The sequence below is a fragment of the Nonomuraea sp. NPDC001699 genome, from assembly GCF_053596455.1.
Genome location: NZ_JBSFGF010000019.1, coordinates 42,566 through 64,442, shown reverse-complemented (window position 1 = coordinate 64,442; position 21,877 = coordinate 42,566). Strand labels below are relative to the sequence as shown.

Sequence of the window (21,877 nt, the reverse complement as noted above, 5' to 3'; positions counted from 1 at the left end):
CTCAGCTCGTGAGCAGTTCGTCGCACTTCGCCACCGACTTGTCCAGCGCCTCCTTGGAGCCGATCTCGCCGCTGATCGCCGCCGCGAACTGCTGCCTGATGTACTTGCTCATCGCCTCGGTCACCTCGTACGGCTGCAACACCTTGGCCTTGGCCAGCGAGGTGAACGCGGTGACCTTGGCGTCGCCGGAGTTCGTGCCGTCGCTCTTGCTGAAGAACGGGTCGGCCGACGACGCCTTGGTGCTGGGGAAGATGTTGACCAGGTGGGCGAAGGCGGCCTGGTTCTCGGCGTTGGTCACCCAGCGGGCCAGGGCGAGCGCGGCGGGCGGGTTCTTGGTCTTCCCGGAGACCGACAGGCCCTGGACGTACAGCGGGGGCACGTCCCAGACCGGCGAGGAGACCACCTTGGGCGCCAGCGTCGGGTTGTCGGTGGCCAGGCTGGTGATGTAGTTGCCGCCGCCGGTCGTCCAGGCGACCGTGCCCTCGTTGAACAGCTTGGCGTTGCCCGCGTAGGTGTCGGTCAGCACGTCGCGCGGCAGCAGGCCGTCCTTGAACGCCGCCCGGTAGCGGTCGAGCACGGCGACGGCCTCGGGGGTGTTGAAGACGAAGCTCTTGCCGTCGTCGGCGAGGATCTTGACGCCCGCCTGGGTGAGGTCGCCCAGCTCGGGGCGGCGGCTCATCAGGTAGACCTTGCCGCCGGACTTCTCCTTGACCGTCCTGGCCTGCGCGATCAGCTCGTCCAGGGCCGCCGGCGGCTTGGCCGGGTCGAGGCCGTACTTCTTGAGCAGCTCGGAGTTCCAGTAGTTGACGTCGGTGTTGAGGTACCAGGGGTAGCCGTAGACGCCGTCGTGGCCGGAGAACCGGTACGCCTCGACGCCGCCGGGGACGTACTCGTCGGCCAGCTTGGCGTCGGCCCGGCCGACGTCGAGTAACAGCCCCTGCTTGACCAGGGGCAGCGCGAAGTCCGGCGGCAGGTTGGTGACGTCGGGCAGGGTGCCGCCGGCCGCCTGGCTCAGCACCTTCTCGGAGTAGCCGTCGGCCGGCTGGTCGAGCCATTCGACGTCGACGCCCGGGTACTTCTTCTCGAAGGCGTCGATGACGCCCTGGACGTAGTCGGTGAACTTGGGCTTCAGCGCCCACGTCTGGAGGCTCACCTTGCCCTTGACCTCGCCGGTCAGGCTCGCGCTCGGCACTGCCGGTCCTTGTCCCGAACCCTGCTCCGCGCCGCCGAGCCCGCAGCTCGTGGTGATCATCGTGGCGGCCACGGCCAGTCCTGCCCAGTACCTTCGCATGAAGCACTCCTTCTGGGAACTAAACCGCTCTAGTTGCGGGACTATCCACCGGGCTACACTGCGGTGTCAATAGATGAGACGAATCCGTGAGGAGCCAGCCGTGGGCCGACCGACGATCGCCGACATCGCCGAGAGGGTCGGGGTGTCGAAGGGCGCGGTGTCGTTCGCACTCAACGGCCGTCCCGGCGTCAGCGAGGCGACCAGGGCCCGCATCCTCCAGGCCGCCAAGGAGATGAACTGGCGGCCCCACAGCGCGGCCAGGGCGCTCGGCGGGTCCAGGGCCGAGGCCGTGGGGCTGGTCCTCGCCCGGCCGGCCAGCACGCTGGGCGTGGAGCCGTTCTTCGCCCAGCTCCTGTCGGGGCTGCAGGCCAGCCTGTCGGCCCAGTCGGTGGCCATGCACCTGCTGGTGGTCGAGGACGTCGAGGCCGAGATCGAGGTCTACCGCGAATGGGCCTCCGCGCACCGCGTGGACGGGTTCATCATGGTCGACCCGCAGGTCCGCGACCCGCGCATCGACGCCCTCCAGGAGTTGGAGGTGCCCGCCGTGGTGCTCGGCGGGCCGGGCGGCCACGGGTCGCTGTCGAGCGTGTGGGCCGACGACCGCGAGGCGATGCTCTCGGTGGTCGACTACCTGGCCGCGCTCGGCCACCGGCGCGTGGCGCACGTGGCCGGGCTGCCGCGCTTCCGCCACACGCAGCGGCGGATGCGCGCGCTGCGCGACTCCGTGCGCAGGCTCGGGCTGGTCGAGGCGGTGTCGGTGCCGACCGACTTCAGCGACGCCGAGGGCGCCGCCGCCACCAGGGCGCTGCTGTCGCGCGGGCGGCGGCCCACCGCGATCGTCTACGACAGCGACGTGATGGCGCTGGCCGGGCTCGGGGTGGCGGGCGAGATGGGGGTGCGCGTGCCGGACGAGCTGTCCATCGTGGCCTTCGACGACTCGGTGCTGACCCGGGTCACGCATCCGGCGATCACGTCGTTGTCGCGGGACACGTTCGCGCTGGGCGGGCAGGTGGCCGAGGTGCTGCTGGAGGTGATCGCCGACCCGGGGCGGCGGCGCGACCTCAAGACCGCCACGCCGCGCCTGGTCGTCCGCGAGAGCACCGCGCCGCCGTCCCGCGACGCCTGACCGCCTTCCGGCCGGTTCCGGCGGGCCGCCGCGCCCTCCTGGGGGCGGTGTCTTGGCAAGCGGACTAAACCGATTTAGGGTTCGGGGAGTTCCGATCGACTCCTCGGAGGACGTGTGCCCTTCCCCTTGCGTTTCGGCGCCAACTACGTGCCCGCGGAGGGCTGGTTCTACAGCTGGCTCGACTTCTCGGCCGACGCCGCCCGCCGCGACCTGGCCGACCTGGCCGGGATCGGCCTCGACCACATCCGGATATTTCCGGTCTGGCCGTGGATTCAGCCCAATCGCTCGCTGATCCGGCAGCGCGGCATCGACGACGTGCTCGCCCTCATCGACCTCGCCGCCGAGTTCGGCCTCGACGTCTGCGTCGACCTCCTCCAGGGCCACCTGTCCAGCTTCGACTTCCTGCCGTCCTGGGTGCTCACCTGGCACCGGCGCAGCCTGTTCACCGACCGGGACGTCCGCGACGGCCTGGCCGCGTACGTCGACCGGCTCACCCGCGAGGTCGCCACCCGCGGCAACGTGTTCGCCGTGACGCTGGGCAACGAGGTCGACAACCTCTTCCCGGCCAACGGCACCACGCCGGACGCGTCCTCGGCCTGGGCCGCCGAGCTGGTCGGCGTGGCCCGCGCCGCCGCCCCCCGCCTGCTCGCCCTCCACTCCCTCTACGACGCCACCTGGTACGACCCCGGCCACCCCTTCCACCCGGCCGACACCGTCGAGCTGGGCGACCTGACCACCGTGCACTCGTGGGTGTTCAACGGCGTGTCCGCCCTCGACGGCCCGCTCGGCCCCGCGACCGTCTCCCACGCCGACTACCTGGTCGAGCTGGCCGCCGCCACCAGCGCCGACCCGGACAGGCCGGTGTGGCTCCAGGAGGTCGGCGCGCCCGCCCCGGACGTGCCCGCCGCCGACGCGCCCGCGTTCGTGCGCGGCATGCTCGACCTGGTCACCGCCAACCCGGCGCTCTACGGCGTCACCTGGTGGTGCTCCCACGACCTCGACCGCTCGCTGGCCGACTTCCCGGAACGCGAGTACGACCTCGGCCTGTTCACCGTCGACCACCGGATCAAGCCGGCCACTCGGGAGCTGGCCGCCGTGATCGCCGAGCACCGCCGCTCCGGCGGCGCCCGGCAGGGGGACGGCGGCGGCAGGCCCGCGCTCGTCTGCGAGCCCGACCTCGCGACCGAGCCCGGCCGGCGCGGCGAGGTCGCGCCGGGCAGCCCCTTCCACGCCGAGTGGGTACGGCTGCGCCGATCGGGGCCGGTGGCCATCGTCACCAAGGCCCGCAGCGCGGACGCCGCGCATCTCCAAGCTCGGGGGATCGACACCGTCCTGACCCAGGCATGAGACAAGGAGCTCAGATGCCACGCAGGCTGTTATCCACCTTGTGCGCGGCGGCCTCATTGGCCGCCGCGCTGGTCGCGGGCCCGGCCCAGGCCGCCGCGGCCCAGCCCGGCGACCAGCCGTACGCCTCCTACTGGTACCCGGACACCATCCTGTCGTGGGACCCGGCGACCGACCCCGACGCCCGCTTCAACCGTTCCCGGGTGCCGCTGCGGCCCAGGATCCAGGACCCGGCGCTGAAGGCCAACGCGAACGCCCGTGCCGGGGAGGGCCGCATCGCCTCGCTGGTGTCGTTCGGCCCGACCTCGAACAACCCGTCGCAGGGCTCGTCCGACCCGGCCTACTACGCCTTCGGCTACTGGCAGTACGTCGACACGCTGGTCTTCTGGGGCGGCTCGGCGGGCGAGGGCCTGATCCTGGCCCCCAACCCCACGGTCATCGACGCCGCCCACCGCAACGGCGTCAAGGTGTACGGGACGGTCTTCTTCCCGCCCACCGCCTACGGCGGCCAGATCCAGTGGGTGCGCGACTTCGTCCGGAAGTCCGGTTCCTCGTACGTGGTGGCCGACAAGCTCGTCCAGGTGGCCCAGCACTACGGGTTCGACGGCTGGTTCGTCAACCAGGAGACCGCCGGCGGCGACGCGGCCCTGGCGACCGAGCTGCGCTCGCTGATGAAGTACGCCAGGGCCAAGGGCCCGGTCGAGTTCATGTGGTACGACGCCATGACCGAGAGCGGCTCGGTCGCCTGGCAGAACGCCCTGACCACCGCCAACGACGCCTTCCTGGCCGATCCGGCCAAGGTCTCCGACTCGATGTTCCTGAACTTCGGCTGGTCGGCGAGCGGTCTGGCCTCCTCCCGCGACCGGGCCGGCTCGCTGGGCCGCAGCGGGTACGAGCTGTACTCCGGCATCGACACCGAGGCGAACGGCTACGGGACGGGCGTGTCCTGGGACGCGCTGTTCCCCGCCGGCCGGCCGCACGTCACCTCGCTCGGCCTCTACCGCCCGGAATGGACGTGGAAGTCCTCCTCCGGCCGCGACGACTTCCGCGCCAAGGACGCCCGCTACTGGGTGGGCGCGAACGGCGACCCGTCGAACACCTCGACGTCCTCCTCGTGGAAGGGCCTGGCCACGTACGTCGCGGAGTCCAGCGCGGTCACCGCGAAGCCCTTCGTGACCGGGTTCAACGCGGGACAGGGCGACTTCTACAACGTCGGCGGCGTCCGGGTGCGGACCGGCGGCTGGAACAACCTCTCGCTCCAGGACGTGCCGCCCACCTACCAGTGGCTGGTCTCGTCCGCCGGGACCAGGCTCACGCCCTCGATCGACTTCGGCGACGCCTACGAGGGCGGCTCCTCTCTGCGTCTGCGCGGCCGTCTGGACTCGGTCAACACCGTCCGGCTCTACCAGACGAAGCTGCCGGTGGCCGCCGACACCACGCTCTCGGTCGTGTTCAAGGCTCCGGCTGCGGGCGCGACGAACCTGCGGGCGGCCGTCGCCTTCACCGACGCGCCCACCACGTTCACCACGTTCGACCTCGGCTCGGCGGCGGGCACCGGCTGGGAGCGCAGGACGCTCGACCTGTCCGCCCACGCCGGGAAGACGATCGCCCAGCTCGGCCTCCAGGCCGCCGGGAGCAACGACGCCTACGACATCCGCGTCGGCCAGCTCTCTGTCCACGACGGCGCGGTGGACGTTCCCGCCGCGCCCACCGGCGTGAGCGTGCTCGGTGTCACCGACGTGTCGGCCGGCCGCAAGTCGCTCCGCCTGTCCTGGTCGGGCTCCGGCCAGGCCCACCACTACGACGTCTACCGGCGCAACCCCGACGGGACGCGCACCTACCTGGGCGGCACCCCGAACGACGCCTACTTCGTCCCGCAGCTCGACCGGGTGGGCACGGAGACCTCGACCACGATCGACGTCGAGGCGGTCTCCCCCGAGTACGGCCGCTCCCCCGCCGCCTCCACCACGGTCACCTGGGGGGGCGACCCCGGCGAGAGCAACCTGGCGCTCGGCCGGCCCGCCACCGCCTCCGGCCAGTGCAACGCGGACGAGGGCCCGGCCAAGGCCGTCAACGGCAGCGTGACCGGCGGGAACGCCGACAAGTGGTGCGCCCTGACCAGCACGAAGTGGCTGGAGGTGGACCTCGGCTCGGCAAAGCAGCTCACCCGGTTCGTGGTCAGGCACGCCCAGGCCGGCGGCGAGCAGGCGAGCTGGAACACCCGTGACTTCACCGTCCAGGTGCGCTCGTCCGCCTCGGACGCGTGGACCACGGCGGTCACGGTCACCGGCAACACCGCCGGGACCAGCACGCACCCGGTCACCGCGACCGCCCGGTACGTGCGGCTGAACATCACCAAGCCCGCGCAGGACTCCGACCCCGCGGCCCGGATCTACGAGTTCGAGGTCTGGGGCTCCTGACGGGGGGCGAGGTGCCGGCCCGCCTGCCCGGGCCGGCACCTCAATCCGCCGTGCGCAGCGGGAAGTGGCAGGCCACCTGATGCGCGCCGCCCGCCAGCGGCGGTTCGGTCTCGCAGATCTCCTGGGCGAGCGGGCAGCGCGTCCTGAACCGGCATCCCGTGGGCGGGTTCTGCGCGCTGGGCAGCTCGCCCTTGATCGCCACGCTCTCGCGCGGGGCCACGCCGGGCTCGGCGGACGGCACGGCCTCGATCAGCGCCTGCGTGTACGGGTGCCGGGCGGCCCTGACGACGTCGCGGGCGGGCCCGACCTCGACGAGCTTGCCCAGGTACATGACGCCGATCCGGTCCGACATGTAGTCCACGACGGACAGGTCGTGGCTGATGAACACGTACGACAGGCCCAGCTCGCGCTGGAGGTCGCGCATGAGGTTGAGCACCTGGGCCTGGATGGAGACGTCGAGCGCGCTGACGGGCTCGTCGCACACGATCAGCCGCGGCTCCAGGGCCAGCGACCTGGCCAGCCCGATGCGCTGGAGCTGGCCGCCGGAGAACTCGTGCGGGTACCGGTCGAGCACCCGTCGCGGCAGGCCCACCTGGTCCAGCAGGGTGCCGATGCGGGAGCGGCGGCCGGCCCGGTCGCCGGCCTGCTGGATCTCCAGGGGTTCGGACAGGATGGAGTCGATGCGCATGCGCGGGTTCATCGCCGCGTAGCTGTCCTGGAACATGAGCTGGACCCGCCGGTGCATGCGGCGGCGGGCGCGCCGGTCGAGCGTGGCGATGTCGGCGCCGTCCACCACGATCTGCCCGGAGGTCGGCTCCTCCAGGCCGACGATCAGCCGGCCCACGGTCGACTTGCCGCAGCCCGACTCGCCCACGAGCCCGAACGTCTCGCCGGGGCGCACGTCGAAGCCGACCCCGGCGACGGCGCTCACCTGCGGCGCCTTGCGGCCCAGCGACCCCGTGCCGTCGTAGTTCTTGACCAGCTCGCGGACGGACAGGATCGGCGCGACCTCGTCCTGCGGCCCGGCCCGGCCGGGCACCGGCGCGGCGACCTCGGCGCGCGCCCGCGGCTGGAGCACCGGGTGCAGGCAGGCGTGCTGGTGCTCGTCGCCGGACAGGGTCACATCGGTGGTGCGGCACTCCTCGGTCGCGAACCGGCAGCGGGGTGCGAACCGGCAGCCGGTCATCGGCCGGGACAGGTCCGGCGGCAGGCCGGGGATGCTGTAGAGCGCGCCGCCCTCGTGGCCGGCCGCGCCGGGCAGCGACTCCATGAGCGCCTCGGTGTAGCGGTGGCGCGGCTGCCGGAACAGCTCGGCGGTGCTCGCGGCCTCGACCACGCGGCCGGCGTACATGACGGCGACGCGGTCGGCGCGGCTGGCGATCACGCCCAGGTCGTGGGTGACCAGGACGACCGCCATCTGGAACTCCTCGCGCAGGTCGTCGATGAGTTCGAGGATCTGGCGCTGGGTGGTGACGTCGAGCGCGGTGGTCGGCTCGTCGGCGATGAGCAGCCGGGGCGAGCAGACCAGGGCCATGGCGATGACCACGCGCTGGCGCATGCCGCCGGAAAGCTGGTGCGGGTAGGCGTCGGCGATCTTGTCGGGACGCGGCATGCCGACCCGCCGCAGGATCTCGATCGCCCGCTCACGCGCCTGCGCCTTGCCGACGCCCTGGTGGACCCGGAGCGGCTCGGCGACCTGGGCGCCGATGCGCATGGTGGGGTTGAGCGAGGTGAGCGGGTCCTGGAACACCATGCCCATCTCGACGCCGCGGATCCTGCGCATCTCGGCGGGCGGCAGGGACAGCAGGTCGCGGCCCTCGAACAGGATCTCGCCGCCGACGACGTGGCCGCCGGACGGCAGCAGGCCCATGATCGACAGTGCGGTCATGGTCTTGCCGCTGCCCGACTCGCCCACGATGCCGAGCGTCTCGCCCTGCCGCACCTCCAGGTTGACGTGGTCGAGGGCGTGCACGACGCCCTGACGCAGCGGGATGTCGGTGCTGACGTCGCGCAGGCGCAGCAAAGGGGTCATGTTCCGTTCCTCCTAGCGCCGCCGGAGGCGGACCTCGAAGACGTCCCTCAGCCCGTCGCCGATGAAGTTGAAGGCGAGGACGATGAGGATGATGGCGATCCCGGGCGGGTACAGCAGCCACCAGTAGCCGCTGTAGGTGTTGGCGAGGCCGTCGGAGAGCATCCCGCCCCAGTTCGCCGCGGGTGGCGGCACGCCTAGGCCGAGGAAGGACAGGTAGGCGACGTACAGGATGGCGTCGGCGACCTGGAAGGTGGCGTTGACGATCACGGTCCCGATGGCGTTGGGGATGATGTGCCGCCGTACGGCCCTGCCGCCGGTGCCGCCCATCGACCGCATGGCCTGGACGTACTCGCGCGAGCGCAGGGTCAGCGCCTCGCCGCGGACCAGCCGGGCCGGGCCCAGCCAGGCGAAGGCGCCGATGATGAGGATGAGCATCGGCACGGTCGGCGTGACGATGGTCGCCATCAGCATGAACAGGAACAGCGAGGGGATCGACATCATCGCGTCGACGACCCGCATCATGGCCGCGTCCACCCAGCCGCTGGTGAAGCCGGCGATGGCGCCCCAGATCGTGCCGACGACCGTGGCCAGCACGCCGGCGGCCAGCCCGACCACGATGGACGTCTGCCCGCCGAGCAGCAGGCGGCCGAGCTGGTCGTAGCCGACGCCGTCGGTGCCCAGCGGGTGCCCGGGGGTGCCGGGGGCCAGGTAGACCGAGGCGAGGTCGGTGTGCACCTGGTCGGTCCGGTAGAACAGCGGCCCGAGGAAGCACAGGGCGCCCAGCACGACGAAGATGACCAGGCCCACCAGGGCGAGGCGGTTCTCGGCGAAGACGGTCAGCGCCTGGCGCCACTGGCCGCGTACGGGTGCCTCGTCGGCGGAGACCGGCGTGCCGGCCGCCTCGGCGGGTGCGGTCATGAGCGGGCCGCCGTCCTGAGCCGTACGCGGGGGTCCACGGCGGCGTACAGCAGGTCGGCGAGCAGGGCGCCGAGCACGGTCGCGACCGCGATGATCAGGGTGACGCCGAACAGGATCGGGAAGTCCCGCTTCAGCGCCGCCTGCCAGAAGAGCTGGCCCATGCCCGGGTAGTTGAACAGGGCCTCGACGACCAGGGCGCCGCTGAACAGCGCGGGCAGGTACATCCCGAGCAGCGTGATGACCGGGAACAGGCCGTTGCGCAGCGTGTGCCGGGCGACGACGCGCGCCTCCGACAGGCCCTTGCTGCGGGCGGTGCGCACGTAGTTCTCGTTGAGGTTGTCGACCATCGAGGAGCGCACGTACCGCGAGTAGACGGCGACGGTCACGATGGCGAGCGTGATGGTGGGCAGGACGAGCCCGGCCGGGTCGGCGAGCACCTCGCCCAGGGTGAACCCCTGCGAGGCCTCCGGCGGCAGGATCGGCCAGACCTGGGAGAAGAGAATGATCATCATGAGACCCATGAAGAAGATCGGCGTGGCGTAGGCCAGCAGCGACAGGGTGGTGATCGTGTAGTCGGGCCACCTGTTGCGCCGCATCGCCTGGACGACGCCGAGCGGGATGGCGACGACGACGGCCAGCATCGTCGAGAACAGCGACAGCACCATGGTCTTGGGCAGCCGCTGGCCGATGGCCTCGGCCACCGACTGGTTGAGCTGGAAGGAGTAGCCGAGGTCGCCGCGCAGGAGGCGGCCGACGAACATGACGTACTGCTGGATCCAGGGGCGGTCGTAGCCCATCTCGTGGTCGAACGCCGCGAGCTGCGCCAGCGTCGCGTCCTTGCCCAGGGTGGCCCGCGCCGCGCCGCCCGGCAGGAGATGCAGGATGACGAACGTGATCATCGTGACCAGCACGACGATGATCAGGGCCTGGCCCAAGCGGGTGATCAGATACCGGGCCACGCGTGGACCCTCCTTGCTCCGGGGACCCCGGCGGCCCCCGCACGGGCCGCCGGAGTGGGGGACTGTCTCAGCTCTTCCAGGACCAGTCCTGGAAGAACATGTTGTTCATCGGGTCCTGCGTCACGCCCTGGAGCCCGGAACGGTACGCCGAGATCTGGTAGACGGGGTTCGGCATCCACAACACCGGCAGGTCCTGGGCCAGACGGTCGTTGTACGCCTTCAGCGTCGCCTCGTCGTCGGAGAACTGGGTGGCCTCGATGAGCTTGTCGGACTCGGCGTCGCTGTAGCTGCCCAGGTTGACCGGGGCGCCGGTGGCGAACAGCCGCTCGCCGCTGGGGAAGGCCGGGTAGTACCAGCTGCCCTGCGAGCCGAAGTACGACATGTCCCACGAGCACTCGGAGTCGGAGGACTTGCAGGCCGGGGTGACCGCGACCGAGTCCGGCACCTCCTTGATGGTGAGCTGGATGCCCAGCTTGGCCATCTGCGACTTGATCTCGGCGAACATCTTGGTCGTCGCGGAGAAGCCGGTCTGGCTGGTGACGGTGAAGGCCAGCTTCGCGCCGGACTCGATGCCCTCACCGCACTGGTCGGCGCCGGCGCCCGGCTTCTGGCAGGTCGTCTGGCCGTCGGGGGTCACCTGCCAGCCGTGGCTCTCCAGGAGCTGCTTGGCCTTGGCCGGGTCGAAGGGGTAGGCGCAGCCTTCGCTGGACCCGTTCGTGCCGGGCTTGGCCGGGACGGGACCGCAGGTCGGGGCGGCCATGCCGGACCAGATGGCCTTGCTGATGGTCGGCTGGTCGATGAGCGACTGCAGGGCCTGGCGCAGGTAGAGCTGCTTGAACAGGGGGCCCGAGGCGGGGTTGTTGAAGTTCAGCTGGAGGTAGGTGATGGACCAGCCGTACCAGGGGGCGATCTGGTAGCCCTTCGACTCCAGGTACTTCTGCTGCGACAGGTTGGCCGGCGGCACGTAGCCGTAGTCGATCTGACCGGCGCGCAGCACGTTGAACTCGGAGTCGTCGCTGGTGAAGGGGCGCAGCGTCACCGACTTGAGCTTCGGCTTGTCGGAGCCGGAGTAGTTCGGGCGCGCGGTGAGGACGACCTCGCCGTTCGGCACGTACTTCTCCAGCTTCCACGGGCCGCTGTTGACCTGCCACAGCTCGTTGGTCGCGTACGTCTTGGGGTCCTTCGACGCGGCGGTGAGGAAGTCGAAGACCTTCCTGGCGCCCTCGGGCGTGGTGTCGAGGTCGCTCACCTTGCCCGTCGCCGAGTCCTTGTCCCAGACGTGCTGGGGCAGCGGCACGATGCGGTTGAGCTGGTTGCCGACGAACCACCCGGTGTTGTACGTCTTCGTGGTCGTCAGGGAGAAGGTCTTGTCGTCCTTCACCTTGAACTCGGCGATGTTGTCCGGGAAGCCGCCTTCGCGGTAGGACGCCCACTTGTCCTTGTTCGCGGTGACGAGGTTCCACCAGAACTGGATGTCACGGGTGGTGACGGGCTTGCCGTCGGACCACGTGTTGTCCTTCAGGGTGATCGTCAGCGTCTTGCCGCCGTCGCTCACCTCGGGCGGTCCGGCCATCGAGCGCTCGGGGTCGATGTTGTACTTCGCCGAACCGTCCAGCAGGTACTCGTACACGTGACGGTACTGGGCGGAGCCGAAGATGACGTTCTCGCCCTGGGTGAAGCCGGGCGCCGAAATCGGCAGGATCCAGTTCGGGGTCCTGAGGGCGACGGTCACGCCGTCCTTGGTCTGGCCCCCGCTCTGGGCGCCCTTCTGCGCGCCGCCGGCGGACCCGCTGCACGCGGTCAGCGCCAGCCCGATGGCCAGCACGCCCGTCAGGGCGCCGGTGCCGCGGAGCCCGCGCCGGTGGAATCTGCTCCCCATGGGATCTCCTCGGTTGACGTCGCACGGCGCCCTGCGCTTTCCGGGGGGCCTGGTGCGTTCAATGCGGAGAATGTATAGATGGTCCCGTATGAAGTCAACGGAAGTAACACACTTTGTTCGCTTACTTCTTTCAGGTTAGAGTCGAAGTCGCCGGTGCCTCATGATGGGGCTCTGTTGCGACGACGGGCCTGCCGGGAGACCGGCCTGAAGAAGGAGCGGCATGCCGGAGCCATCGAGTCCCGCCAACCTGCGTGAGCAGGCGCTCGACCTCTTGGCCAGCGGTGCGGCGACATCGCGCGCCGACCTGGTCGAGACTCTCCAGGTGGCTCCGTCCACGGTCTCCAGCGTGGTCCGGCGGCTGCTGGAGGAGGGCGCCATCCTGGAGGAGGGCGTGGGCCGCTCCACCGGCGGGCGGCGGCCGCGCATCCTGCGCCTGCGCGACGTCCAGGGCGCGTTCGCGGTGTCCGAGCTGGGCGCCCAGCACGCGCGCGTCGGGCTGTGCTCGCCCGACGGCCGGCTGCTGGCCGTACGGGAGATCGCCACCGACATAGCGGACGGGCCCGGCCAGGTCTTCGACGCCATCGGGCAGGCGTACGAGCAGCTCAGCACGGCCAAGGCCCCCGGTCAGCCGCTGCTCGGCATCGGCGTCGCGCTGCCCGGCCCGGTCGAGTACCCGCACGGCCGGCTGATCGGCCCGGCCCGGATGCCCGGCTGGAGCGGCTTCGACGCCCAGACCCACCTCAGGGAGCGCTTCGGCGTGCCCGCGGTCGTCGACAACGACGCCAAGGCCGCCGCCATCGGCGAGTACGTCGGCCGGGGCCGCGACCCCGGGGACATGATCTACGTCAAGGCCGGCACCGGCATCGGCGGCTGCCTGGTCAGCGGCGGCCAGATCTACCGCGGCGGCCGCGGCCTCAGCGGCGACGTCACGCACGTCCGGGTGGCCGACAGCGGCGAGCGCGAGTGCTCCTGCGGCAGCCGCGGCTGCCTGGAGACGGTGGCCAGCGGCGCCGCCCTGGTCCGCCAGCTCCAGGACCGGGGCCTGCGGGTCAGCACGCCGCGCGACGTCATCGCCGCCACCGTCGACGCCGAGCCGTCCGTCGTGACCCTGGTCCGCCACGCCGGCGGCCTGCTCGGGGTCGCCCTGTCCGGCCTGGTGAACTTCCTCAACCCCGACGCCGTCGTCATCGGCGGCGCCCTGTCCAGCCTCGACGTCTACGTGGCCGCCGCCCGGAGCATGCTCTACAAGCGCTGCCTGCCGTCCATGACCCAGTCACTCTCCATCGAGGCCAGCGCCGCCGGCCCGGACGCGGCCCTGATCGGCCTCGGGCATCTCGTGCGCGCCTCGGCCGACGTCCGTCCCTCCTAGGCAAGGAGTCCCCGCCCGTGTCCCGTCCCCTCCGCGTCGCCGTCGGCGGCGTGCACATCGAGTCCAGCACCTTCTCCCCGCACCTGAGCACCGCCGCCGACTTCGAGGTCACCCGCGGTGACGCCCTGCTCGCGCGGTACGGCTGGCTCGCCGAGCCGTGGGCGGCCGACGTCGAGTGGATCCCGCTCGTCCACGCCCGCGCCCTGCCCGGCGGGGCCGTGGCCAGGGAGACGTACGACGCCTGGGCCGCGGAGATCGCCGCCGGCTTGGCCTCGGCCGGCCCGGTGGACGGCGTCCTGCTCGACATCCACGGCGCGATGAGCGTGGTCGGGCTGGAGGACGCCGAGGGCGACCTGATCACGGTGGTCCGCTCGGTGACCGGCGGGGGGCCGTTCGTCTCGGCGGCCATGGACCTGCACGGCAACGTCTCCCACCGCTTCTTCGACGGCTGCGACCTGCTCACCTGCTACCGCACCGCCCCGCACGTGGACGTCTGGGAGACCCGCGAGCGCGCGGCGCGCAACCTGGTGGAGGCCCTGCGCCGCGGGCAGCGTCCGCACAAGGCCCTCGTGCACGTGCCGATCCTGCTGCCCGGCGAGATGACCAGCACGCGCGTCGAGCCCGCCAAGGGCCTCTACGCCCGCGTCCCCGAGATCGAGGCCAGGGACGGCGTCATCGACGCGGCCATCTGGATCGGCTTCGCCTGGGCCGACGAGCCCCGCTGCCGCGGCGCGGTCGTCGCCACCGGCACCGACGCCGCCGCCACCGCCGAGGCCGCCCGCGAGCTGGGCGAGCACTTCTGGGCGGCGCGCGACGCGTTCACCTTCGTCGCGCCCACCGGTTCCATGGACGAATGCCTCGACCAGGCGCTGACCGCGGTCAAGGACCCGGCCCGGCGCCCGTTCTTCATCAGCGACTCGGGCGACAACCCGGGCGCGGGCGGCGCCGACGACGTCACCTTCGCCCTCGAACGCATGCTGGCCCGTCCCGAGATCGCCGGCGGCTCGGTCCGCGCGGTCTACGCCTCGCTGGTCGATCCCGAGGCCGTGGCCCAGGTCGCCGGCCTCGCGCCCGGCTCGCCGGTCGCCCTGCGCGTCGGCGGCCGGATCGACGCCCGCGAGCCGGGGCCGCTGCCGATCGAAGGCGTGCTGGAGGCAGTCGCCGACGACCCCGACGGCGGGCTGTGCGTCAGCGTGCGGGTGGGCGGTCTGAGCGTGTTCGTCACCTCGCGCCGCATGCAGTACCGCGAGCTGGCCTCCTACGCCCGCCTGGGCGTCTCGGTGGACGACGTGGACCTGGTGACGGTCAAGATCGGCTACCTTGAGCCCGAGCTGTTCGACGCGGCGGGCGACTGGCTGCTGGCCCTGACGCCCGGTGGCGTCGACCAGGACCTGCAGCGCCTGCCGTACGAGCGGCTGGCCCGGCCGGTCTTCCCCCTCGACCGCGACTTCGACGCCGACCTCACCGTGATCACCGCACGTTAGCCCCCCGACGGACGAGCCCCCGCCGCCCGGGCAGAAGGGCGGCGGGTGGGGGCGCCGGGGCTCGGACCTGAGCCTGGCGGGGGCTTGCACCCGGTGGCCCGGCAAGGGCTTCGGACCTGGGCCTGGTGAGGGCTTGGAGGGGGCTCCCAGTCGGCTCCAAGCCAGGAACAAGAGGGCTAACTCATCATTCCGCCTGTGAGCGGATATTTCAGGAAAAGGCTGATGAGGGTCGCCGCGGGTGCGGCGGTCGTCGCGGCGGTCATGCTGCCGGCGCTGCCCGCGGCCGCCGACGACTCCCCCGACGAGCGGCCCGACGTCCCGGTCGGCACCTGGCTGGCGGCGCGTACGCAGCCCGCGGTGCAGCTGACCAGCTTCACCTACACGGCGACGGTGTCCGTCCCGTCCAACACGATCAACGAGGCGGCCTACAACCAGATCGTCCAGGAAGCCGTCACCGCCGTGCAGTCCGGCAAGATCTCCTCGGACGAGCGCAGCATCGGCAAGTGGGTCTTCCAGCAGATCGCGGCCAACGTGGACACCTACGTGTCCGCGACCACCCCGATGCGTACGGTCGAGGCCGAGGTCGGCGGCATGTGCACCGGCTGGTGGGTCACCCCCGACGGGTACATGGTCACCGGGGCGCACTGCGTCCAGATCGGCGACACCGAGCTCAGCCAGCTCTTCGCGCAGCAGGCGCTGGCCAAGTTCAACAAGAAGGACGCCAAGGAGATCATCAGCGGCCTGGGCGACCTCAAGAACGACGAGGAGATCGTCAAGCTCGCCCAGCAGATCTACGTCACGTTCAACTCGACCCACATGCAGCTCGGCAACCTCAAGCAGAGCCTGTCGGTCATGCAGAGCCTGCCGGGCGGCGGCGTGGACAAGACGGCCAAGGCGGTCCCGGCCGAGCTGGTGTCGGTGGGCGAGAGCTACCCCGGCAAGGACTTCGCGCTGCTCAAGGTGAACGGCCAGCAGAACCTGCCGACCGTGCCGCTCGGCGACGACGCCGACGTCCGCACCGGTGACACCCTCTACATCAGCGGCTTCCCCGGCCTGGTCACCAACACGCCGTTCTTCAGCCTGGAGTCGAAGCTGGAGCCGGCCCTGACCGAGGGCCCGTACAACGCCAAGCGCACCACGCAGACCGGCGTGCCGTACATCCAGACGCAGGCGCCGTCCTACCACGGCAACTCCGGCGGCCCGGTGTTCAGCAAGGACGGCAAGGTCATCGGCATGCTGATCGCGGGCACGGTCAGCGAGGGCGGCGAGGCGTCGGAGAGCGAGAGCTTCGTCCTGCCGGTGGGCATCATCAAGGAGAAGCTCGGCGAGAAGAACGTCAAGCCCGCCCAGGCCGTCACGACGACCCGGTACAACGAGGCGCTCAACGACTTCTTCCGGCGCTACTACTCCGCCGCGCTGCCGAAGTTCCGCGAGGTCCAGGCGCTGTTCCCGAACCACCCGTACGTGGCCAAGTACATCAGCGACTCCCAGCAGGCGATCTCCGCGGGCAAGGACGAGACGCCCAAGCCGATCCTGATGTGGGTGCTGATCGGCGGCGGCGTGCTGCTCCTCCTCGTGCTCGTCGCGGTCCTGGTCAAGGTGCTGCGCGGGCGGCGGCGGTCCCAGCCGGCCGTCATCTCGCCCCAGCCCGGGTACGGCGCGGTGCCGCCGCCCCCGTGGCAGCAACTTCCCGCGGCCCAGGCCCAGCTCTCGCCGCCGGTCCAGCCGATGTACCCGGCCCAGGGCCAGTACGGCCACAACGGCTCCGACGGCCACGGCGGGTACGGCCCCGGCGGGTACGCCGCGGGCGGTCACGCCGCGAGCCCGTACGGATCGGCGCCGGACGACCGGTTCCAGCAGCCCCCTCACCAGCAGGCCGGCGGCGACCAGACCAGGTCCGTCCGCTACGGCCAGTTCGCCCCGCCCTCGGACCCCAGGTCCGGGCAGGTCGCGGACCTGGAACGGCAGATCGCCGACCTCCAGCGCCGGCTCGGCGACCAGCCCCCGAACTCCTGACGGGCCCGCGTGAGCCAGGTCCCGCCAGACACGTCAGGATGCGCGGCCCCGGAACCCCATGACGGGTTCCGGGGCCGCGACATGCGTCCGTCCGATCCGGCCCGCCACGCCCCCCGCGGCCTACGATGACCTCGTGGACGTGCTGAGCAGCCGCGTGCTCCTGCGGCCGAGCGACCCCGGACGCACCCGCCGCTTCTACGCCGAGACCCTCGGCCTGGCGGTCTACCGCGAGTTCGGCCCCGACGACGATCCGGGCGTGGTCTTCTTCCTCGGCCAGGGCTTCCTTGAGGTCGCCGGGCGTTCCGACGGCCCCGCGACCGGCGGCACGCTGTCGATCTGGTTGCAGGTGCGCGACGTCGGGCGCGAGGAGGAGCGCCTGCGGCAGGCGGGCGTCACGGTGCTGCGCGAGCCACGGCTGGAGCCGTGGGGCCTGGTCGAGATGTGGATCGCCGACCCCGACGGCCATCGCATCGTCCTGGTGGAGGTGCCGCCCGGCCATCCGCTGCGCCGCGACCCGCGGTGAAGGCCCCCGCATTTGCGTCATGCGCGATGGGTGTGCTAGCGTTAGCTGCGTTGCAGTTGTGGTACCCATAAAAGACTTTGTGCGCACCTGAAAGGGCTGGATCTTCAGGTGCGTTTTTGTTTTCCGGTCATCTCCGGGATGGGCTCAACGCGGCGACACGGGGGTCCGCGCGGTGCGGATTCCGTCTCTGCACATCTGAAGGAGATCCGATATGGCAACCGGTACCGTGAAGTGGTTCAACTCCGAAAAGGGCTTCGGCTTCATCGCCCAGGACGGCGGCGGCGCCGACGTCTTCGCCCACTACTCCAACATCGTCTCCAACGGTGGCTACCGTGAGCTGACCGAGGGCCAGAAGGTGGCCTTCGACGTCGTGCAGGGCCAGAAGGGCCCGCAGGCCGAGAACATCGTTCCCGCCTGACCCACGCAGCCCGCGTCTGGGCCCGCACCTCTCCGGGGTGCGGGCCCAGACCGCTTTCAGGGGCCTTTATCGGGTATGGACCGAGCAGCTCCGTACGGTTATGTTGCGAGGGCGTCAGGCAAGTTGTCAGACTTCGTCTGAGAGGACCCTCGTATGTGCGGCATCGCCGGATGGGTGGACTTCGACCGCGACCTGACCAGCGAACGGGCCACCGCCCTCGCCATGACCGAGACCATGAGTTGCCGGGGCCCCGACGACCAGGGCCTCCATCTCGAACCCCACGCCGCGCTCGGCAACCGCCGGCTCGCCGTCATCGACGTCGAGGGCGGCCACATGCCGATCGAGGCCGAGGGCCTGGCCGTCATCACCTACAGCGGCGAGGTCTACAACTTCCGGGAGCTGCGCGAGGAGCTGGCCGCCAAGGGCCACCGCTTCCGCACCAGGAGCGACACCGAGGTCGTGCTGCGCGGCTACCTGGAATGGGGAGAGGGCGTCGCCGACCGGATCAACGGCATGTACGCCTTCGCCGTCTGGGACGAGCGCGAGCAGGAGCTCGTCCTGATCCGCGACCGCATGGGCATCAAGCCCCTCTTCTACTACCCGCTGCCCAACGGCGTGCTGTTCGGCTCCGAGCCCAAGGCGATCCTGGCCAACCCGCTGGCGCCGCCCGTGGTGAACCTCGACGGCCTGCGGCAGTTGCTCAGCCTGGCCAGCCTCCGGCAGCGGTCGGTCTACCAGGGCCTGTTCGAGCTGCCGCCCGGCCATCTGCTGCGCGTGGGCAGGCAGGGCGCGCGGCTGCGCCGCTACTGGTCGCTGGAGGGCCACGAGCACACCGACGACCTGGACACGACCGTCAGCACGGTGCGCGAGCTGCTCGACGACATCATCGGCCGGCAACTGATCTCCGACGTGCCGATCTGCACGCTGCTCTCCGGCGGCCTCGACTCCAGCGTCGTCACCGCGCTGGCCAGGACGCACGGCCCGATCCGCTCCTTCGCCGTCGACTACGCCGGTTACGCCGAGCACTTCCGGCCCGACGAGTTCCGCGGCGACCCCGACCGGCCGTTCGTGCGGATGCTGGCCGAGCACGTCGGTTCCGAGCACACCGACATCGTCCTCGGGCCGGCGGAGCTGGCCGATCCGAAGCTGCGGGCCTCGGTCGTACGGGCCTGGGACGCGCCGAGCTTCATGGGCGACATGAACTCCTCCCTCTACATGCTGTTCCGGGCCATCCGCGAGCATTCGACCGTGGCGCTGTCGGGCGAGTCCGCCGACGAGATCTTCGGCGGGTACGCCTGGTTCCACCTGCCGCAGACGGTCGAGGCCGACACCTTCCCCTGGCTGGCGATGGCGATGCGCGAGCAGCAGCCGTCCGACCTGCTCGACAAGTCGCTGATCCGGCAGCTCGACCTGGACGCCTACACGGCCGACGCCTACCGTACGGCGCTGGCCGAGGTGCCCCACGTACCCGGTCAGGACGCCCGCGAGCGGCGCATGCGCGAGATCTGCTACCTGCACCTGACCCGCTTCCTGCCCTTCCTGCTCGACCGCAAGGACCGGATGAGCATGGCCGTCGGGCTGGAGGTGCGCGTGCCGTTCTGCGACCACCGGCTGGTCGACTACGTGTTCAACACGCCCTGGTCGATGAAGACGTTCGACGGCAGGGAGAAGAGCCTGCTGCGGGCGGCCGGGGCCGACCTGCTGCCCGAGCCGATCCTGCGCCGGGTCAAGGCGCCGTACCCGGTGACCCAGGACGTGGGCTACGAGCAGGCGCTCCGCGCGGCGCTGCGCGAGCTGGCCGCCGACAAGGACGCTCCGGTGCTGCGGCTGCTCGACCCCGACGCCGTCCGGGAGGCCGCCTCGGCGCCGCCCGAGAAGGTGACGACCACGATGAGCAGGTACAGCCTGGAGCTGGCGCTCGACCTGAACGTCTGGCTGACCGCCTATGGCGTGCGCCTGGAGTTGTAGCGGGCAGACTGGGCGGATGACGTCCAGTGATCATTTGCCGGCCACGCCGTTCGAGGAACAGCTGTGGGCGGCCCGCCAGGACGGGCAGGACGCCCTGTGCCTGGGCCTGCTCCGCGACGCCGACCTGGCGTTGCCGATCACCGCCGCCGCGGCGGCCGGTACCGAGCCGCCTGCCTGGGCGACGGCCACGGACTCCGGCCGCACCTGGGTGGTGGCCTTCACCTCGGTCGAGGCGATGATCACCGCGACCGGCGGCGCCGCCACGCACTGCCGGGTCGTCTCGCCCGCAGAGCTGGCGGCCGGCTGGCCCGACCCGCGATGGGGGCTGGCGGTCAATCCGGGGCTGGGGGCGGCGTTCCTGCTGGAGCCGGGGACGCTGGCCAGGCTGGCGGTGCCCACGCTCGTCCAGGACCTGCTGCTCGCGCCCGACTCGGGGGTGCCGGTGGTGCAGAAGCTGCTGTCCCCGTCCGACATCGGGGACCTCCTGGCGACGGGCGAGCCGCGCGTCTCCGGCTACTGCCACCATGCCCTCGACGTCTCCCACATCGCCACGCCCGCCGTGCTGGCCGACGCCCTGAAGCAGCCGGAGATGCTGACCGAGAGCGGCTCGCTGAACATCCTGCGCTGGCGTCCCGTCGGCCTCGACCTCTACCGCACCCCGTACGGCGGGCGCGACGAGGAGGGCCGGGTCGCGGTGGCCGGCTGGGTGGTCGAGGAGCCGCCGTTCGTGGGCATGGGCCTGGTGCCCAATGTCGACCAGGTCATCCGCGAGTACAAGGTGTACGGCGTCGGCCTGCCGCACGGCTCGGAGATCTGGGAGCTCACCGTCCAGGGCGCCGAGCACCGGCGCGCGCTGTACCACGGTGACCTGCGGCGATGGCTGCTGATCGGCAGGGGGGAACGATGACCTGGCACTTCTACCGCGCCCACTGGCAGGGCGCCGACTACGTGGCCAGCCCGGAGCCGCACGCCCTGGAGCTGTGGGTACGCCTGCGCACCACCGGCCCGGCCGACGGCTTCGAGGAGGTCGAGCCGGGCTGCCACGTCCGCACGGTGCCGGTGACCGAGTGCGCGTCCCTTCAGTTCGTGACCACGGAGTGCATCTGGCGGGACGAGCGGTTCCAGGTCCACGACGAGCGCGACGGTCTTCTCCTGCTCGAATACCTGGGCGGCTCCGCGCCCGCGGCGCTCGCACTGGGGCTGGAGCGCATCGAGCGGGGCGTGTACCGGGCGTGGGTCCCGCGGGCGGAGATCGCCGAGCTACGGGAAGAAGTTGTGGCGATAAGTCCGCCGAACGGCCATTTTTCGTGATTGGCTCTTGTCTCCTGTTGTTCATGTGACGGAAACTGACCTGAAAGGTCGGTGTGGCGTAAGAGTCACGCGGCATGGGGCCGGGGGTGTCATGGATTCTCCTGACGTGGCGGGGATGCGGGCGTACGGCGACGAGCTGCGCGACATGTTCCGCCAGATCCAGGACGTGGGCATGGAGCTGCACGAGCAGGCCAAGGCCGTCCAGGTGACCGAGACCTCCCGGGACGGCCTGGTCTCGGTGACCGTAGGCGCACGCGGCGAGCTGGTACGGCTCGACCTCGACCCGCGCATCTACCGGCGCCCCGACGCCCGCCACCTGGCCGACACCATCGCCGAGACCGCCCGGCTGGCCACCGAGCGCGCCCAGGAGCGCATCACCGAGATCTTCGAGCCGGTGATCCCGCGCGAGGACTTCCAGGCGCATCTGAGCGGCGACCTCGAAACCGTCCTGACCCGGCTCGCCGACCGCATGGGAGGCGGCCGATGAAGCCCTGGGACGGCACCCAGATCATCAAGCCCGTCGTGGACTCCGGCATCTCCCAGTGGACCACCATGGCCGAGGACTGGGAGAAGGAGTCCAAGCGGCTGGTCGCCGCGGTCGTCGAGGCGCTGGCCGCCGCTCCCTGGGGCGGCGGCACCGAGGGCGAGTCGTTCAAGTCCTCCCACTTCCGCGACGACGGCCCCAACCGCATGCTCAACCAGTACGTCGACCTCTCCAAGCAGATCAACGACGCGTGCGGCAGGCTCCGCGCGAGCATCGACAACACCCTCGGCACGGACGCCGACATCGAGCAAGAGCTCAAGGCGCGAGAGGTCTGA

At 71.2% G+C, this 21,877-nt stretch carries 18 protein-coding genes; 13 read left to right on the top strand and 5 right to left on the bottom strand.

From position 1 onward, the window contains the following. Position 1 precedes the first annotated feature (1 nt). On the bottom strand, positions 2 to 1,291 hold the full coding sequence (locus ACWCSU_RS38855) for an ABC transporter substrate-binding protein (RefSeq protein WP_449941851.1): 1,290 nt from the start codon (positions 1,289 to 1,291) through the stop codon (positions 2 to 4). Positions 1,292 to 1,391: 100 nt separating this feature from the next. Between ACWCSU_RS38855 and ACWCSU_RS38850 the strand changes: the two genes are divergently transcribed. From ACWCSU_RS38850 to ACWCSU_RS38840, 3 genes are all read left to right on the top strand, one after another. Continuing rightward, complete coding sequence (locus ACWCSU_RS38850; RefSeq protein ID WP_449941849.1) at positions 1,392 to 2,417, top strand: LacI family DNA-binding transcriptional regulator; 1,026 nt, start codon at positions 1,392 to 1,394, stop codon at positions 2,415 to 2,417. Positions 2,418 to 2,531: 114 nt separating this feature from the next. Beyond that, the gene (locus ACWCSU_RS38845; protein WP_449941847.1) at positions 2,532 to 3,764 is read left to right on the top strand and encodes a glycoside hydrolase 5 family protein; all 1,233 of its coding nucleotides are present in this window, start codon (positions 2,532 to 2,534) and stop codon (positions 3,762 to 3,764) included. 14 nt (positions 3,765 to 3,778) lie between these two features. Continuing rightward, the gene (locus tag ACWCSU_RS38840; protein ID WP_449941845.1) at positions 3,779 to 6,181 is read left to right on the top strand and encodes an endo-beta-N-acetylglucosaminidase; all 2,403 of its coding nucleotides are present in this window, start codon (positions 3,779 to 3,781) and stop codon (positions 6,179 to 6,181) included. A gap of 40 nt (positions 6,182 to 6,221) precedes the next feature. Here the strand turns inward: ACWCSU_RS38840 and ACWCSU_RS38835 are convergent, their stop codons facing one another. The 4 genes from ACWCSU_RS38835 to ACWCSU_RS38820 all read right to left on the bottom strand — a co-directional run bounded on the left by ACWCSU_RS38835 (position 6,222) and on the right by ACWCSU_RS38820 (position 11,969). Continuing rightward, positions 6,222 to 8,213, bottom strand: coding sequence for an ABC transporter ATP-binding protein (locus tag ACWCSU_RS38835; protein WP_449941843.1), 1,992 nt, complete (start codon positions 8,211 to 8,213; stop codon positions 6,222 to 6,224). A gap of 12 nt (positions 8,214 to 8,225) precedes the next feature. Then, on the bottom strand, positions 8,226 to 9,131 hold the full coding sequence (locus ACWCSU_RS38830; RefSeq protein WP_449941841.1) for an ABC transporter permease: 906 nt from the start codon (positions 9,129 to 9,131) through the stop codon (positions 8,226 to 8,228). Continuing rightward, positions 9,128 to 10,090, bottom strand: a complete 963-nt coding sequence (locus ACWCSU_RS38825; protein ID WP_357706836.1) for an ABC transporter permease — start codon at positions 10,088 to 10,090, stop codon at positions 9,128 to 9,130. The genes ACWCSU_RS38830 and ACWCSU_RS38825 overlap by 4 nt, the downstream gene beginning before the upstream one ends. A gap of 67 nt (positions 10,091 to 10,157) precedes the next feature. Beyond that, entirely contained in the window at positions 10,158 to 11,969 is a 1,812-nt protein-coding gene (locus tag ACWCSU_RS38820) for a peptide ABC transporter substrate-binding protein (protein WP_357706837.1), read from the bottom strand. Positions 11,970 to 12,189: 220 nt separating this feature from the next. Here ACWCSU_RS38820 and ACWCSU_RS38815 point away from each other — a divergent pair, with 220 nt between their 5' ends. From ACWCSU_RS38815 to ACWCSU_RS38770, 10 genes are all read left to right on the top strand, one after another. After that, complete coding sequence (locus tag ACWCSU_RS38815) at positions 12,190 to 13,338, top strand: ROK family transcriptional regulator (protein ID WP_357706838.1); 1,149 nt, start codon at positions 12,190 to 12,192, stop codon at positions 13,336 to 13,338. A gap of 17 nt (positions 13,339 to 13,355) precedes the next feature. Continuing rightward, entirely contained in the window at positions 13,356 to 14,822 is a 1,467-nt protein-coding gene (locus ACWCSU_RS38810) for a M81 family metallopeptidase (protein WP_364099554.1), read from the top strand. 222 nt (positions 14,823 to 15,044) lie between these two features. Continuing rightward, positions 15,045 to 16,838 (top strand): S1 family peptidase, encoded by a 1,794-nt coding sequence (locus tag ACWCSU_RS38805; RefSeq protein WP_449941838.1) that lies wholly within the window; start codon positions 15,045 to 15,047, stop codon positions 16,836 to 16,838. Between the two features lie 133 nt (positions 16,839 to 16,971). Next, the gene (locus ACWCSU_RS38800; protein WP_364099560.1) at positions 16,972 to 17,361 is read left to right on the top strand and encodes a VOC family protein; all 390 of its coding nucleotides are present in this window, start codon (positions 16,972 to 16,974) and stop codon (positions 17,359 to 17,361) included. A 211-nt stretch (positions 17,362 to 17,572) separates the two neighbouring features. Continuing rightward, positions 17,573 to 17,779 (top strand): cold-shock protein, encoded by a 207-nt coding sequence (locus ACWCSU_RS38795; protein ID WP_055509312.1) that lies wholly within the window; start codon positions 17,573 to 17,575, stop codon positions 17,777 to 17,779. 153 nt (positions 17,780 to 17,932) lie between these two features. Then, entirely contained in the window at positions 17,933 to 19,747 is a 1,815-nt protein-coding gene (asnB, locus tag ACWCSU_RS38790) for an asparagine synthase (glutamine-hydrolyzing) (protein ID WP_449941836.1), read from the top strand. A gap of 16 nt (positions 19,748 to 19,763) precedes the next feature. After that, a complete protein-coding gene (locus ACWCSU_RS38785) occupies positions 19,764 to 20,654 on the top strand; it encodes an SseB family protein (protein ID WP_357706845.1) in 891 nt (296 codons plus the stop codon). Beyond that, the gene (locus tag ACWCSU_RS38780) at positions 20,651 to 21,058 is read left to right on the top strand and encodes a hypothetical protein (RefSeq protein WP_357706846.1); all 408 of its coding nucleotides are present in this window, start codon (positions 20,651 to 20,653) and stop codon (positions 21,056 to 21,058) included. Before ACWCSU_RS38785 ends, ACWCSU_RS38780 begins: the two co-directional genes overlap by 4 nt. 91 nt (positions 21,059 to 21,149) lie before the next feature. After that, a complete protein-coding gene (locus ACWCSU_RS38775; protein ID WP_357706847.1) occupies positions 21,150 to 21,545 on the top strand; it encodes a YbaB/EbfC family nucleoid-associated protein in 396 nt (131 codons plus the stop codon). Then, the gene (locus ACWCSU_RS38770) at positions 21,542 to 21,877 is read left to right on the top strand and encodes a hypothetical protein (protein WP_364099573.1); all 336 of its coding nucleotides are present in this window, start codon (positions 21,542 to 21,544) and stop codon (positions 21,875 to 21,877) included. Before ACWCSU_RS38775 ends, ACWCSU_RS38770 begins: the two co-directional genes overlap by 4 nt.

Bases quoted from the DNA above. Each gene is read 5' to 3' on its own strand.
- ACWCSU_RS38770 (WP_364099573.1), top strand. From the start codon at position 21,542: ATGAAGCCCTGGGACGGCACCCAGATCATCAAGCCCGTCGTGGACTCC.
- ACWCSU_RS38815 (WP_357706838.1), top strand. From the start codon at position 12,190: ATGCCGGAGCCATCGAGTCCCGCCAACCTGCGTGAGCAGGCGCTCGAC.
- ACWCSU_RS38775 (WP_357706847.1), top strand. From the start codon at position 21,150: ATGGATTCTCCTGACGTGGCGGGGATGCGGGCGTACGGCGACGAGCTG.
- ACWCSU_RS38840 (WP_449941845.1), top strand. From the start codon at position 3,779: ATGCCACGCAGGCTGTTATCCACCTTGTGCGCGGCGGCCTCATTGGCC.
- ACWCSU_RS38855 (WP_449941851.1), bottom strand. From the start codon at position 1,291: ATGCGAAGGTACTGGGCAGGACTGGCCGTGGCCGCCACGATGATCACC.
- ACWCSU_RS38835 (WP_449941843.1), bottom strand. From the start codon at position 8,213: ATGACCCCTTTGCTGCGCCTGCGCGACGTCAGCACCGACATCCCGCTG.
- ACWCSU_RS38785 (WP_357706845.1), top strand. From the start codon at position 19,764: ATGACGTCCAGTGATCATTTGCCGGCCACGCCGTTCGAGGAACAGCTG.
- ACWCSU_RS38780 (WP_357706846.1), top strand. From the start codon at position 20,651: ATGACCTGGCACTTCTACCGCGCCCACTGGCAGGGCGCCGACTACGTG.
- ACWCSU_RS38820 (WP_357706837.1), bottom strand. From the start codon at position 11,969: ATGGGGAGCAGATTCCACCGGCGCGGGCTCCGCGGCACCGGCGCCCTG.
- ACWCSU_RS38830 (WP_449941841.1), bottom strand. From the start codon at position 9,131: ATGACCGCACCCGCCGAGGCGGCCGGCACGCCGGTCTCCGCCGACGAG.
- ACWCSU_RS38805 (WP_449941838.1), top strand. From the start codon at position 15,045: ATGAGGGTCGCCGCGGGTGCGGCGGTCGTCGCGGCGGTCATGCTGCCG.
- ACWCSU_RS38795 (WP_055509312.1), top strand. From the start codon at position 17,573: ATGGCAACCGGTACCGTGAAGTGGTTCAACTCCGAAAAGGGCTTCGGC.
- asnB (WP_449941836.1), top strand. From the start codon at position 17,933: ATGTGCGGCATCGCCGGATGGGTGGACTTCGACCGCGACCTGACCAGC.